A 13,648-nucleotide genomic window follows, 5' to 3' on the forward strand; every position below is an offset into this window, starting at 1 on the left:
ATCTGGCGTTGACTTTTGGCACGCTGTTGAGTTCTCAAGGAACGGACGCTTCCTTCAAGACCGTCTCACCGGTCTCTCCGGGCGCTTCCTTCGTTCTTTACCCTATCAGACTCTCTCGGGTCCGATTTCCGCCTTCCCGCACCGTTTCCGGCCCGTTCCGACGAGTAAAACTCTAGCCGATTTCGCTCGGACGAGCGAATTCAACCGCATTCCCCGAATTCAGGTCATGGCAAAACAGACGCTCATGATTCTGATGGTTTCAGGGATGGCCGCACCCCGGGGTTCCCCGGCTGGCGACCAGGAAACTCTACGGGACCGGCGGCGGAGGACCAAATCGTCCGTCAGCGCCCGGCGAGGGCGTTGAGCTGTCGGCGATCCAGGCCGGTCGCCTTCTCGACCTCGGCCGTGTCGACCGCTCCGCAGTCGAGGCCGCGCAGCAGGTAGCTGCTCAGCGCCTTGGCGGTCGCGGGCTCGTCCATGACGTCGCCGCCCGAGCGGGACACGTACGCGCTGAGGCGGGCGGCAGCCTGGTCCAGGCCCTCCCGGTAGAAGGAGTAGACCGCGGCGTAGCGAGTGGGCAGGTGTCCGGGGTGCATGTCCCAGCCCTGGTAGTAGGCGCGCTCGAGCGAGCGGCGGACGAGACGGTGGTGCAGGTGCCAGGCGCCGCGGACCTGGGCGGCGTCGCCGGTCGGGATGACGTTGGTCGAACCGTCCGAGAGCCGTACTCCCGTTCCGGCGGCGGCGACCTGCATCACGGCCTTGGCGTGATCGGCGACTGGGTGCTCCATGCTCTGATACGCCGCGCCGACTCCGCAGGAGGCGCTGTAGTCGAAGGTGCCGTAGTGGAGTCCGGTCGCCCGGCCTTCGGCAGCGTCGATCATGCGCGCGACGGTGGCTCGGCCGTCCGCGCCGAGGATGGCCTGGGTGGTCTCGATCTGGATCTCGAATCCGATGCGGCCGTCCGGGAGGCCGGCGGCGCGCTCGAAGTCCTCGGCAAGGCGGACCATCGCGCTGACCTGCTGCGTGTAGGTGACCTTCGGCAGGGTGAGGACGAGCCCGCTCGGGAGACCGCCGCTGCCTGCGCTGAGCAGCTCGGTGAGAAAGAGGTCGAGAGTGCGGATGCCGCGCGTGCGGACAGCGGCTTCCATGCACTTCATCCGGATGCCGATGTAGGGCGGCGCAGTGCCCTCGGCGACCGCGGCGGCGACCAGGCGGGCGGCCTGGACGGCGGCACCGTCCTCTTCGGCGTCGGGGCGGGGCCCGTAGCCGTCCTCGAAGTCGATGCGGAGGTCCTCCACCGGCTCGCGGTCGAGCTTGGCCCGGACCCGGTCGTAGACCTCTGTGGCGAGCTGGTCCGCCGGCCGGCCGACGATGGCGGCGAGGGTGGCTGCGTTCGGGGCGTGCTGGTCCAGGAGGGCGGTGGCTTGCCGGCCCCAGTCGCGAACCAGGGCGGTCACGTTCGTTTCGGCCAGGGCGTCCGCCGGAACGTAGACGGTGTGGACGGGCTGGCGGGTGCTGGGCTCGCCGGGATAGCGGCTGGCGAGTTCGGCGTCGACCTCGGCGAGGGCGGTGTCGACTCCGGCCCGTACCGCGCTGGACAGCGTGGTGCCATAGCCCCCGTTGCCGACCGAGTCGTCGTGACGCGCCATCGCGTACTCCTCCAGGATTTCAACAGAATGTTGACGTGACCGTATCCGGGAGGACCGGGACCGTCAATGGCGGACGGGAGGGGCACCGGCGTTGTCAGGGCCGAAACTGCGTTGACGCCTGACGATGGGGCACGCGACAGTGCCCCATGCCCGCCGATCCGCGCTCAGCGCTTGCCCCTCTGCGTCATCCCGCCTTCCGCTTTCTGGCAGCTGGGCGAGGCGTCAATCTGCTGGGGAACGGCGTGGCCCCGATCGCGCTGTCTTTCGCCGTGCTGGACCTCACCGGATCGGTCAATGACCTCGGCCTGGTCGTCGGTGCGCGTTCGCTCTTCAACGTGATTTTCCTGCTTTTCGGCGGTGTGCTGGCGGACCGCCTGCCGCGCCACCTCGTGCTGGTCGGTTCCGGCGTCCTCAGCGCCTGCAGCCAGGCCGCGGTGGCCACGCTCGTGCTGACGCACAGCGCGACGATCCCGCTGCTGATCGTGCTGTCCGCCGCGAACGGAGTCTTCGCAGCCTTCGCGCTGCCGGCCTCCTCCGCACTCGTGCCGCAAACCGTCCCGGCGGAGCTGCGGCGGTCCGCCAACGCGCTCAACCGGATGCTCGCCAACACGGCGATGATCGTCGGTGCATCTTTGGGCGGGCTGCTGGTGGCCACGGTCGGTCCGGGGTGGGGGCTCGCCGTGGACGCCGCGAGTTTTGGCCTGGCGGCCGTGATCTTCGCACAGGTAAGGATCGCGCCCGACAAGTCGGCAGCCGAGCCTGATGCCGGACCGGACGCAGGTCCGCGGGCCGGGCTGGTCGCCGAACTGCGGGAGGGATGGTCCGAGTTCGCATCCCGGACCTGGGTCTGGGTGATCGTCGTGGCCTTCGGCTTCCTCAATGCGGCACTGTCGATGTCCGTCCAGGTGCTGGGGCCAGTGGTCGCCGACCACAGCTTCGGCCGATCGGGATGGGGCGTCGTGCTCGCCTCGCAGACCGCGGGCATGGTCGTCGGCGGGCTGATCGCGCTGCGGTTGCGCCCTCGGCGGCTGCTCCTGATGGGCGTCGCCTGCGTGGGCGCGGAGGTGCTGATGCCGCTGGGGCTCGCGCTGCAGGAACAGGTCTACGCACTGGCACTGACGGGCTTTGTGGTCGGGATGTGCATCGAGCAGTTCGGCATCGCATGGGAGACCTCGCTGCAGCAGGAGATCCCTGTGGACAAGCTCGCACGGGTCTACTCGTACGACATGATCGGATCCTTCGTCGCCATCCCGGTCGCCCAGGTCGCGGCCGGGCCACTCGCTCACGCCTTCGGTACTCGCGCCGCGCTGTTCGGGGCGGCCGGAACCATCGCCGTGTCCACGATCACCATGCTCGCCGTGCGTGACGTTCGTACTCTGCGCGCGCACGGAGGGACGGGATTGCGCGGGGACGACCCGTCAGGTCACGCAGCGAAGCCCGTCCCCAGCGCCGTCGACCCCGTGTGCTGAACCGAACCGAACCGAGGCGACGGCGAGGCGTCGGCGTCGACGGGGCGATCCCGGCGCCTGCGGGTGAGGGCGAGCGTCAGTTCCTGTGAGAATCCTGTGCAGGTCGACCCGGACGCCGGGCGGATCGGGCTGACCCGGCGTCAGCCGCCCAGGCTGGCTGAGCTGGTGAAACTTCACCCGGCCCCAGCACCGCCCCCGCTCCCCACCCTCGCTCGCCGGCGCAAGGTCCAGCCACATGGGCCTTGTTGCCACCCTTCCCCGTGGTGTTTGATTGCGCACCGTCAAGCAGTGACCGGTTCCGCTTCGCTGCCCGCTCCGTCAGGCGCAGCACCCACCGGTCCTGTCGATCACGGATGTCCTGGCGCGCCCCGGAGTCGCAACGAGTTCGGCGATCCCCGGCTGAAATCCCTCCCCGTTGTTGTCCCCCCACGGCATCAGAAGGAGCCCAGGGAATGTTGATACCCACCCCACACGGTCACTCGTCCACCGGTCGCCACTGGCGGCGGCTCCGCCACGCCGCTGCGGTGTGCGCCGTCGCGGTCGCCGCCGTGCTCGGCGCCGCGGCGTCCAGCACGGCCTCGGTCGTTCCCACAGGCGACACCTCGAAGCCCGTGCCCGCGGCCGCGCAGTCCGCCGGCGTCCACTACGTCCGCAGCCACGGGCACGTCTTCCGGGTGGAGACCCACGGCCGCCACGGCGTGGTCCCCATGCGCGGCCATGTCGGGACGCGCCACCCGGGCGCCCGCCCGGCCGCGAGCGGCACGCTCCTGTACAACGGCGGCCCGGTCCAGCACCAGGCGACGGTCTACCTGGTCTTCTGGGGCAACCAGTGGGACAGCGACAGCAACGGCGTGCAGCAGTACCAGCAGAACCTGTTCAGCGGCCTGGGCACGTCCCAGGACAGCTGGTCCACCGTCACCTCCCAGTACACAGACAGCAGCGGCCAGGGCCCGAGCTTCAACGGCTCCGTCCTCGGCGGAAGCTGGGTCGACGACAGCTCGGCCGCGCCCAGCTCGGCGGCCCAGGCCGACATCGCGGCCGAGGCCGATGCCGGGGCCCAGCACTTCGGGGTCTCCGGCCCGGACGTCCAGATCGTCGTGATGAGCCCGAGCGGCACCTCGCCCGACGGCTTCCCCAACTCGGGCTTCTGCGCGTGGCACGACTACAACGGCAACGTCGCCTACACCAACATGCCGTACGTGCTGGACGCCGGCTCCGGCTGCGGCGCGAGCTCGGTGAGCAGCCAGCTCGACGGGTTCAGCATCGTCGGCGGGCACGAGTACGCCGAAACCCTGACGGACCCGCAGCCCTCCAGCGGCTGGGTGGCCTCCGACGGCCAGGAGAACGGCGACCTGTGCGCGTGGCAGAACCTGAGCAGCGTCAGTCTGCCGAGCGGTTCCTTCGCGATGCAGCCGACCTGGAGCAACAACGCCGGCGGCTGCGCGATCTCGGGCTGACCCGATAGCGGAAGCGCATCGAGCAGAACGGGCGGGTCCCCTCAGGGGACCCGCCCTCTTCGCCGCGCGGTGAGCAGTTCTCCCCTGGTGAGCAGTCCTCCCCTTAGTAGCCGACGATCAGTAACCGACGATCAGCGCGGCGGCGTGGCTGACCGACACCGTGTGGGTGACGCACTCCGCACCGGTCAGCAGGTGGAGCAGGAAGGCTGTCGGCTCGGGCAGGTAACCGATCGTGCGGTCGGCGCGCAGGCACAGGTCGGTCTGCCGGTAGGTGCTGGGCGCGACGGCCAGGGTGCTGCCGGCGAAGGCCGCGGTGATCGGCCGGTGCACATGGCCCGCGAGAACGCGCACCACCTGCGGGTGGCGGGCGACGACCTCGCCCAGTGCCGCGCCGTCGACCAGCCGCATACCGTCCAGGTAGGGGATGCCCACCGGCATCGGCGGGTGGTGCAGGCAGACGAACGCGGGCACCTCCGGCCTGCGGGCCAGAACCGTGTCCAGCCATTCGAGTTGGTCCGGGCCGAGCAGACCGGAGGGCGCCCCGGGGACCTTCGAGTCGAGTACCACGATCGTCGCGTCGGGGTAGTCCACGGAGTAGTGCGCCTGCTTGCCGTCGCCGAGGTAGGTGCTGCCGCCGAAGGCGTCGAGCAGGGCGTCGCGGTCGTCGTGGTTGCCGGTCGCCAGATGGATCGGCAGGGGGAAGCGGTCGATCACCTCGTGCAGTGTGGCGTACTCGTCCGCGCGGCCCCGGTCCGCGAGGTCGCCGGTGATGACCACGCAGGTCGGCTGGGGATCCAGTGCCAGTACCCGGCTGAGCGCACGGCTCAGACCGGAGGCCGGTTCCGCCGCCAGGGCGCCCGTGGTGATGTGCGGATCGCTGAGATGAGCCACCGAGAAGACCATGCCGCCACCCTCTCCTGATCAAGGCGTTTCTTCCAGGGGGCGATCAAGGGAGTGGGCGGGCCGCTCAGTGGTCCGCGGGACGGCCCGCGGCTTCGATGGTGCGTCGAACGAGTGTGGGGACGGCCGTGCCGATCGGGTCGCGGACGACCTCGGCGGCGCGGTCGTCGTAGGGCGTCGGCTCCGCATTGACGATGGTCACCCGGGCCCCGGCGGCGAGGGCGACGTCGACCAGGCCGGCCGCCGGGTGGACGCGGAGCGAGGTGCCGACGACGAGCAGGGTGTCGCAGGCGGCGGCGATGCCCCTGGCCTGGCCCAGGACCTCCGGATCGAGGTGCTCGCCGAACATCACGGTGGCCGGCTTGAGCACGCCTCCGCAGGCGCGGCACGGCGGGTCGGCCTCGCCCGCGCGCACCCGGTCGAGGGCCTCGGCCATGGGGCCGCGCACCTTGCAGTCCAGGCACTGGACCTTTCGTGCCGTGCCATGGAGTTCCAGGACCTTGCGCTCGCTCACTCCGCCGAGCTGGTGCAGCCCGTCGACGTTCTGGGTGAGGACCCGCAGCGGGATCCCGGCGCGTTCCAGGTCCGCGAGGGCTCGGTGGGCCCCGTTGGGCCGGGCGTCGAGGACGCCGAGCTCGATGCGCAGCCGCCACGCCTTGCGGCGTACGTCCGGGTCGGCTCGGTAGTCGCCGATGGTGACCAGCTTCTCGGCCTCCGGGTCACGCCGCCACAGCCCGTTGGGGCCACGGTAGTCGGGGATACCGGAGTCGGTGGAGAACCCGGCGCCGCTGAGGACGGCGACGAGCGGAGGGGTTGACGCCATACCGGAACGGTAGGTCGACAGGTGCGCCGGCTGCGAGTGGTTTCCCACGCCCTCCGGACATATGAAGGATTCTTCATGTGTGCCGGTAGAGTGGTGGTCGTCACTGACCTGAGCGGCGCGGTCGCGCGGCGCCGATCGAGGAGGCCCTGGTGAGCCCGATCCGGGATCACGCGCCTGAGCAGCACGTGCACCGCGAGCCGCACGCGCACGAGGACCAGCCGCACCAGGGCCACGCCCACAGCGGGGGCGGCGGTCACGCGGGCCACGGCCATGGCGTGTCGGCGGACGCCGACCGGCGCTACCTGCTGGGCGCGCTCGCGCTGATCGCCACGTTCATGGTCGGCGAGGTGACGGTGGGTGTGCTGGCCCACTCGCTCGCCCTCATCTCGGACGCCGGGCACATGCTCACCGACGCAGCGTCCCTGCTGCTGGCCCTGGTCGCGATGCGGCTGGCGGCGCGGCCCGCAAAGGGGGCACTGACCTTTGGTCTCAAGCGTGCGGAGATCCTCTCAGCACAGGCCAATGGAATCACCCTGCTCGTCCTCGGCGGGTTCTTCACCTACGAGGCGATCCGCCGACTGGTCAGCCCACCCGAGGTGGCCGGAGGGATCGTCCTGGCGACGGCGCTCGTCGGCATCGTCGTGAATATCGTCGCGGCCTGGTTGATCTCCCGTGCGAACCGCAGCAGCCTCAATGTCGAAGGTGCGTACCAGCACATCCTCAATGACGCCTGGGCGTTCGTCGCCACTGCCGTGGCCGGCCTGGTGGTGCTGCTCACCGGCTTCGACCGGGCCGACGCCATCGCGACACTGGTGGTCGCCGCGCTGATGTTCCACGCCGGGTTCGGGCTGGTGCGCGAGTCCGGGCGGATCTTCCTGGAGGCGGCCCCGGCGGGGCTCGACCCGGACGCGATCGGCGCCGAGCTGGTGGCCGAGCCGGGCGTGGTCGAGGTGCACGACCTGCACGTCTGGACCATCACCTCGGGCTACCCGGCGCTGTCGGCGCACGTACTGGTGCGTGGGGACATGGACTGCCACGGGGTCCGGGTGCGGCTGGAGACGCTCCTGCGCGAGGACCACCGGATCGACCACACGACGCTACAGGTGGACCATGCCACCCCGGAACTGCTGCAGCTCGGCGGTGACGGCTTCGCGGCGCCGGCCGGGGACCACTGCCGCGACCCGCACGGCAGCTCGCACCGGCAGCCGTAGTGCCGAGGCACCGAGGGCCGTGGGGACGCTGCTTCTCAGGATTCTGATGGGAAACTCCAACAGACCGTCGGCACACCCTCGGCGTTATCAACCTGTTACTCATGGATATCGGTCATATCGACATAAATAAGATCATCGCCATTCCTCTCCCCCGCACACTTACGGGACGCTTAGCAGCCCACCGACTAACGTGACGCCGCGGGGACGAACTGCTGTCCCGGACTGGCCTGAAGCTACTGAGGACCGATGACACAGAAGAAGCCGTCGAACGCTGATCGGCGCCGCATAGCCCAGGAGAAGATCGCCGCGCAGCGTCTGGCCGAGGCCAGACGCCAGCGGAAGGTCATGATCAGCTGGGTCGTCGCCGGAGCGGTCCTCCTCGGTGGCGCGGGCACGGCCGCCTACTTCGGGATCCGAAGCACCATGGACGCGAACCAGAAGGCCAAGGCGACCAAGCAGGCCACGGACCCCTCGATCGACAAGAACACCAGCCTGCTCGCCACCACGGCGCACCAGGCCACCGGCGAGGACATCGACGGCGTGGTGAAGAGCAACTCCATGGAGACGCTCGACTACCACATCCACTCGCACCTGCAGATCTACGTCAACGGCGTGCAGAAGTCGATTCCGTACGGCATCGGCATCATGCCCCCGTACAGCCTGCAGAACAGCGGCAGCAGCGCGTTCGTCAGCAGCGGCAGCGCGTTCTACTACCTGCACACCCACGACGAGACCGGCGTCATCCACGTCGAGTCGCCCACCAAGCGCGAGTACACGCTGGGCAACTTCTTCGACCTCTGGAAGCAGCCGCTCAGCAGCACCCAGGTCGGCCCCGACAAGGGCACGGTCACCGTGTACGTCGACGGCAAGCTGTACACCGGCGACCCCACGAAGATCACGTTCACCGAGTTCAAGAAGATCCAGCTGGACGTGGGCACCAACACGCCCTACAAGGACTTCACCTGGCCGTCGGGCTACTAGGCAGCGGGCCGGACATCGTGGAAGGCCGAAGTGGACGCCGTGGACGCCGAGGACGCCGTGGACGCTGACACCGCCGACGCGGAGGAGCGGGAGCTCGTCGCGCTGGAGCAGGAGGCCGCCGCCCTGGACGCGCGGGCTCCTCGGCGCGGCTGGTTGCCGGGCCCGAGGCAGCTGCTGCTGCTTCAGGCCCCGGTGCTGGTCCTGCTCGCGGTCGTCCTGCTGCTGTGGGGGAGCAGCGCCCGCGAGGCCGCGACGGCGGCGCCCACGCCGCCCAAAATCGGGATGACGGACGCGCACCTGGACCCGCCGGCGGGCCCCGCCGGGCCCGTCTACGCCTACATCAGCATCCGCAACAACGGCGGGACCGCCGACCGCCTGGTCGGCGCGTCCAGCCCGTGGGCGGGGCGGATCACCCTGGTCCAGGGCTCCTCCCCCGCCGCGCTGCCGTGGATCACCGTGCCCGCGGCCGGCTCGGTCACGCTGAGCGCGGGCGCTCAGAAGATCGAGCTGACGGACCTCAAGCGGGTGCCCAAGCTCGGCGACACCATCCAGCTGGACCTGAACTTCGCCTCGTCGGGCACCGTGCACGTGTTCGCCCCGGTGGGTCCCGCGAGCAGCCTCACCGTGCTGGACGTCATGAACGCCATGAAGCACATGGACAGGCTGCCGCCGCAATAGGACCTGCCGGACGGGTCGTGAGCCCGACTGAGTCGTCGTCAGGGCTGAGCGTTCGTCAGCACGCGGCGTCGGGGCACGAGTCGCGCGGCGACGGACGACCCCGGGTCAGGTCCGGGCGGTCCGGCATCCGATCGTTACCAGGACCATGCAACTATTCCGTCCCTCGGGAAGTCTGCGGTGACAGGGGCAGCTCAGGCCCCAGACTGAACATCAGTTTTGTTTCATTTCACCTCCGACTTCCCCGAGGAAGGACCTTTGTAGATGGCGTCACTCCGTTTGTCCCGCGCGCGGCGCGCGGTCGCCGGTGCTCTGGGCAGCGCGGCTCTGGCCGCGCTGCTGCCGCTGGGGGCGGCCGCCCAGGCCGTTGCGGCCACCCCGTCCGTCTGCAGCTCGGCCACGCATCCTGCGTTGGCGGCCAAGCTGTCCCACGACATCAAGGCCGCCCTTGCCGGGCGCTACGACAGCGTGGGAATCAACGTCTGGGACGCCAAGTCCGGCGTCTACTGCGACGTGAACGCCTTCGTGCACTTCGACTCGGCGAGCGTGGTCAAGGCCAGCATCATGGGCGCGGTGCTCCGCCGGGCCCAGGAGCAGCACCGCGGGTTGACCTCGTGGGAGTCGAGCAACCTGCACCTGATGATCACTCAGTCGGACAACACCGCCGCGAGCAACCTGTGGTACAGCCTGGGCCGGGCCCGGTTCCAGGCGTTCCTGAACCTGGCCCGGATGGTCAACACCCACCCGGGCCCGGGCGGTTACTGGGGCCTGACCCAGATCACCGCGCGGGACCAGATGCACCTGCTGGACGCCTTCACCGACAACCACACCGTGCTGTCCGCGGGGTGGCGCGCCTATGCGCTGCAGCTCATGGCCGAGGTCACGCCCTCGCAGCGCTGGGGCACCCCCTACGGGACTCCGCGCGGCGTGACGGCGCACAACAAGAACGGCTGGCTGCCCCGTGCCACGCACGGCTGGCGCGTGCACAGCATCGGGATCTTCACGGGAGCCGGGCGGGACTACCGGATGGCGGTGCTCACCCAGAACAACGGGACCATGAGCTACGGCATCGACACGATCGAGCGGGTCGCCCTGGCCGTGCACCGCGACCTGGGTGGGTCCACCTCCTCGGCGGCCGTCGCGCCGCAGAGCGAGGCCCAGGTTCCGAACGCCTCCGACGGCTCCGCTCCGTTCGGGCCTGCGGCGCAGTAGTCGGCAGTAGGCAGCAGTAGACAGCATTGGGTAGACGGCACCAGCACGAGGCACCACACCGGGGCCCGGCCGGGCGGAGCGATCCGTTCGACCGGGCCCCGCGCGTTGGCGGGATGGGCGCTGATCTCGGCAGAGTCGGCGGAGCTGACCCGCCTGTAGGAGCAGCGGGAGATCACCGACGCGACCCGCCGCCGCCTGCAGCGCGCGCTGGACCCGACGAGTCGGGACTGCGCGAGAACTGATCCGCTTCCGGAACCTCCACGACACCCCGTCCGGCACTGCCGGACGGGGTGTTTCGGTTGCCGCACTGCGCATGTATGCTCATTTTTGCTTACTGCGCGACCCTTCTGCGCATCTTCGATCATCCTTTGAGGAGTCCGCCATGTCCTGGACCGCGCAAGAGATCGCCTCCCAGCCCGACTGCTGGCAGCAGGCACTGGACCGGCTGCCCGAGTTCGCGCCGCTGCTCCCCCGCCACGGCGAGCGGGTCGCGGTCGTCGGCTGCGGCACCTCCTGGTTCATGGCCCAGGCCTACGCCGCGCTGCGCGAGTCCGCCGGACTCGGCGAGACCGACGCCTTCGCCGCCTCCGAGGCTCCGCTCGGCGCGGGCTTCGACCGCCGCTACGACCGGGTGCTGGCGCTGACCCGCTCCGGCACCACCACCGAGGTGCTGGCGCTGCTCGAGCAGGTCCGCGGCAAGGTCGCCAGCACGGCGATCACCGCTGACCCGGCCACCCCGGTCGCCGACCTGACCGACGAGCTGGTAGTACTGGACTTCGCCGACGAGCGCTCGGTGGTGCAGACCCGCTTCCCCACCACCCAGCTGCTGCTGCTCCGCGCCCACCTCGGCGAGGACGTCGGCGCGGTTCTCGCCGACGGTGCGGCCGCGCTCGCCGCCCCGATCGCCGGCGAGCTGCTGGAAGCCGAGCAGGTCAGCTTCCTCGGCCGGGGCTGGACCTATGGCCTCGCCCGGGAGGCGGCACTGAAGGTACGGGAGACCGCCGCCTGGTGGACCGAGGCGTACCCGGCGATGGAGTACCGCCACGGCCCGATCAGCGTGGCGCGCCCCGGAAGGGCCGTGTGGAGCCTGGGCGACCTGCCCGAGGGCCTGGCCGAACAGGTCGCCGCGACCGGCGCGTACCTGGAGCGTCGCACCCTGGACCCGGTCGCGGAGCTGGTCCGGGTCCAGCGCCTGGGCGTCGCCCTGGCCGAACGGCTCGGCCGCGACGTGGACAGCCCGCAGCACCTGACCCGCTCGGTCGTGCTGTCCCCGGACCTGGCCGACCGGTGATCGTCACCGTCACTCTCAACGCCGCGCTGGACGTCACCTACCGCCTCGACCGGCTGCGGCCCGCGGGCACCAACCGGGTCGCCTCGGTGACCGAGCGCGCCGGGGGCAAGGGGGTCAATGTCGCCCGGGTACTGTCCGCGCGCGGCCGCCAGGTCCGGGTCGCCGGGTTGGCGGGCGGCGCGAGCGGGGAACTGCTGCGCGCCGACCTCGACCGGGCCGCGCTTCCCCACCTGCTGACGCCGGTAGGGGGGTCGACCCGGCGCACGGTGGCGGTGGTCGCGGAGGAGACCGGCGAGGTGACGGGTCTCTGGGAGCCCGGTCCGTCGGTCACCGCCGAGGAGTGGCGGCGCTTCGCCGAACGCGACTTCCCGAGCGCTCTGGCCGGCGCTGCCGTGGTGGTCCTTTCCGGCAGCCTGCCGCCGGGGCTGCCCGTGGACGCCTACGCCGTGCTGCTGCGCCGAGCAGCCGCACTGGGCGTGCCGGCGGTGCTGGACGCCGACGGCGAGGCTCTGCGAGCCGGTCTCGCGGGGCGTCCCGCGCTGGTCAAGCCCAACGCCGAGGAGGCTGAGCGAGCGACCGGAGCGACCCGTCCGGCGCTCGCCGCCGAGCGGCTCCGCGCCCTGGGCGCGGGCGCCGCCGTGGTCACCGCCGGGGCTGACGGCCTGTTCGGCAGCGCGGACGGCCTCCGCTGGCACACGCCGGTACCGCGACAGGTGCGGGGGAACCCCACCGGCGCGGGTGACGCCGCGACCGCCGCGCTCGCCATCGCCCTGGCCGACGGCCTGCCCTGGCCGGAGGCGACCGCCGATGCGGCGGCGCTGTCCGCCGCCGCAGTGGCAGCGCCGCTGGCCGGCGACTACGACGCCGCGCTCTACGCGGAACTCCGCGCCGAACTCCGGGACAAGCCCCGGACCGAGCTCCGGAACGCAATCAGCACCGAATTCAGCACCGAATTCAGTACCGAAGCCAGCACCGAACTGACGAAGCAGCAGGAGAACCGCTGACATGCCGCTCACGCCGACCGCGCAGATTCTCAGGACCGCCGAACGGGACGGCTTCGCCGCCGGCGCGTTCAACGTCATCCAGATCGAGCACGCCGAGGCGATCCTGGCCGGAGCGCGGCAGGCGAAGGCGCCGGTGATCCTGCAGATCAGCGAGAACGCGGTGCGCTACCACGGCGGCCTCGCCCCGATCGCCGCCGCCAGCCGGGCCGCCGCCCGCGCCGCGGACGTCCCGGCGGCGCTGCACCTGGACCACGCGACCAGCTTCGAACTGATCCGTGAGGCGGCTGCCTGCGGCTTCGGCTCGGTAATGTACGACGGCTCGCGGCTGCCCTGGGCGGAGAACGTCGCGACGACCCGCGAGATCACCGGCTGGTGCCACGAACAGGGCCTCCTCGTCGAGGCGGAGCTGGGCGAGATCGGCGGCAAGGACGGCGCCCACACCCCCGGCGTGCGCACCGATCCGGGCGAGGCCGCAGCGTTCGTCGCCGCGACGGGCGTGGACGCGCTGGCCGTCGCGGTCGGCTCCTCGCACGCCATGACGGTCCGTGAGGCCACCCTCGACCTGCCGTTGATCGCCGCGCTGCGTGAGGCGGTACCCGTCCCGCTGGTGCTGCACGGAAGCTCGGGCGTACCGGACAGCGCCCTGGCGGCGGCCGTCGCCGCGGGTATGCGCAAGGTCAACATCTCCACCCACCTGAACCGGCTCTACACCGAAGCCGTTCGCGAGGCACTGGCCGCGGACCCGGCACTGGTCGACCCCCGCCGCTGGCTCGCACCCGCGCGGGACGCCGTGGCGGCGGAGGTCGCCCGGCTGCTGGACGTACTGGCGCCGCAGATCGAGGACCGGACGGGCGCCAGGACCTGAGTCCGGGTGCGTGAAGTTCGCGGGGACCCGGCTGCTCACCATGCGGATGCCGCGCCGCAGGTGACGCAAGGTTAAATTTTCATGAGCGTCCGTGGCGTCGAGTGCGCCGCG

General features: G+C 70.9%; 12 protein-coding genes. 9 read left to right on the forward strand and 3 right to left on the reverse strand.

All coding sequences use genetic code 11. From position 1 onward, the window contains the following. Positions 1-341: 341 nt before the first annotated feature. On the reverse strand, positions 342-1,649 hold the full coding sequence (locus ABIA33_RS25405; RefSeq protein WP_370084778.1) for an aldolase: 1,308 nt from the start codon (positions 1,647-1,649) through the stop codon (positions 342-344). 146 nt (positions 1,650-1,795) lie between these two features. Here ABIA33_RS25405 and ABIA33_RS25410 point away from each other — a divergent pair, with 146 nt between their 5' ends. Beyond that, positions 1,796-3,118 (forward strand): MFS transporter, encoded by a 1,323-nt coding sequence (locus ABIA33_RS25410; RefSeq protein ID WP_370084779.1) that lies wholly within the window; start codon positions 1,796-1,798, stop codon positions 3,116-3,118. A 452-nt stretch (positions 3,119-3,570) separates the two neighbouring features. Next, positions 3,571-4,575, forward strand: coding sequence for a hypothetical protein (locus ABIA33_RS25415; RefSeq protein ID WP_370084780.1), 1,005 nt, complete (start codon positions 3,571-3,573; stop codon positions 4,573-4,575). Between the two features lie 117 nt (positions 4,576-4,692). Here ABIA33_RS25415 and ABIA33_RS25420 read toward each other — a convergent pair whose 3' ends face one another. Both ABIA33_RS25420 and ABIA33_RS25425 read right to left on the reverse strand, forming a co-directional pair. Beyond that, entirely contained in the window at positions 4,693-5,478 is a 786-nt protein-coding gene (locus ABIA33_RS25420; protein WP_370084781.1) for a phosphodiesterase, read from the reverse strand. A 64-nt stretch (positions 5,479-5,542) separates the two neighbouring features. Continuing rightward, positions 5,543-6,298, reverse strand: coding sequence for an NAD-dependent deacetylase (locus tag ABIA33_RS25425; RefSeq protein WP_370084782.1), 756 nt, complete (start codon positions 6,296-6,298; stop codon positions 5,543-5,545). A 158-nt stretch (positions 6,299-6,456) separates the two neighbouring features. Here ABIA33_RS25425 and ABIA33_RS25430 point away from each other — a divergent pair, with 158 nt between their 5' ends. From ABIA33_RS25430 to ABIA33_RS25460, 7 genes are all read left to right on the forward strand, one after another. After that, positions 6,457-7,509 carry a cation diffusion facilitator family transporter gene (locus ABIA33_RS25430; protein WP_370084936.1) on the forward strand — a complete coding sequence of 351 codons (1,053 nt, stop codon included), beginning with the start codon at positions 6,457-6,459 and terminating at the stop codon, positions 7,507-7,509. A gap of 246 nt (positions 7,510-7,755) precedes the next feature. After that, positions 7,756-8,490 carry a hypothetical protein gene (locus ABIA33_RS25435; protein WP_370084783.1) on the forward strand — a complete coding sequence of 245 codons (735 nt, stop codon included), beginning with the start codon at positions 7,756-7,758 and terminating at the stop codon, positions 8,488-8,490. Positions 8,491-8,520: 30 nt separating this feature from the next. Continuing rightward, complete coding sequence (locus tag ABIA33_RS25440) at positions 8,521-9,168, forward strand: copper chaperone PCu(A)C (protein WP_370084784.1); 648 nt, start codon at positions 8,521-8,523, stop codon at positions 9,166-9,168. 261 nt (positions 9,169-9,429) lie between these two features. Then, a complete protein-coding gene (locus tag ABIA33_RS25445; protein ID WP_370084785.1) occupies positions 9,430-10,377 on the forward strand; it encodes a serine hydrolase in 948 nt (315 codons plus the stop codon). A gap of 382 nt (positions 10,378-10,759) precedes the next feature. Then, positions 10,760-11,668 (forward strand): SIS domain-containing protein, encoded by a 909-nt coding sequence (locus ABIA33_RS25450; RefSeq protein WP_370084786.1) that lies wholly within the window; start codon positions 10,760-10,762, stop codon positions 11,666-11,668. After that, positions 11,665-12,672, forward strand: a complete 1,008-nt coding sequence (locus ABIA33_RS25455) for a 1-phosphofructokinase family hexose kinase (RefSeq protein WP_370084787.1) — start codon at positions 11,665-11,667, stop codon at positions 12,670-12,672. The genes ABIA33_RS25450 and ABIA33_RS25455 overlap by 4 nt, the downstream gene beginning before the upstream one ends. 1 nt (position 12,673) lies before the next feature. After that, positions 12,674-13,537, forward strand: a complete 864-nt coding sequence (locus ABIA33_RS25460; protein ID WP_370084788.1) for a ketose-bisphosphate aldolase — start codon at positions 12,674-12,676, stop codon at positions 13,535-13,537. Positions 13,538-13,648 lie beyond the last annotated feature (111 nt).

Source organism: Streptacidiphilus sp. MAP12-16 (genome assembly GCF_041262165.1).
Classification (GTDB): Bacteria; Actinomycetota; Actinomycetes; order Streptomycetales; family Streptomycetaceae; genus Streptacidiphilus.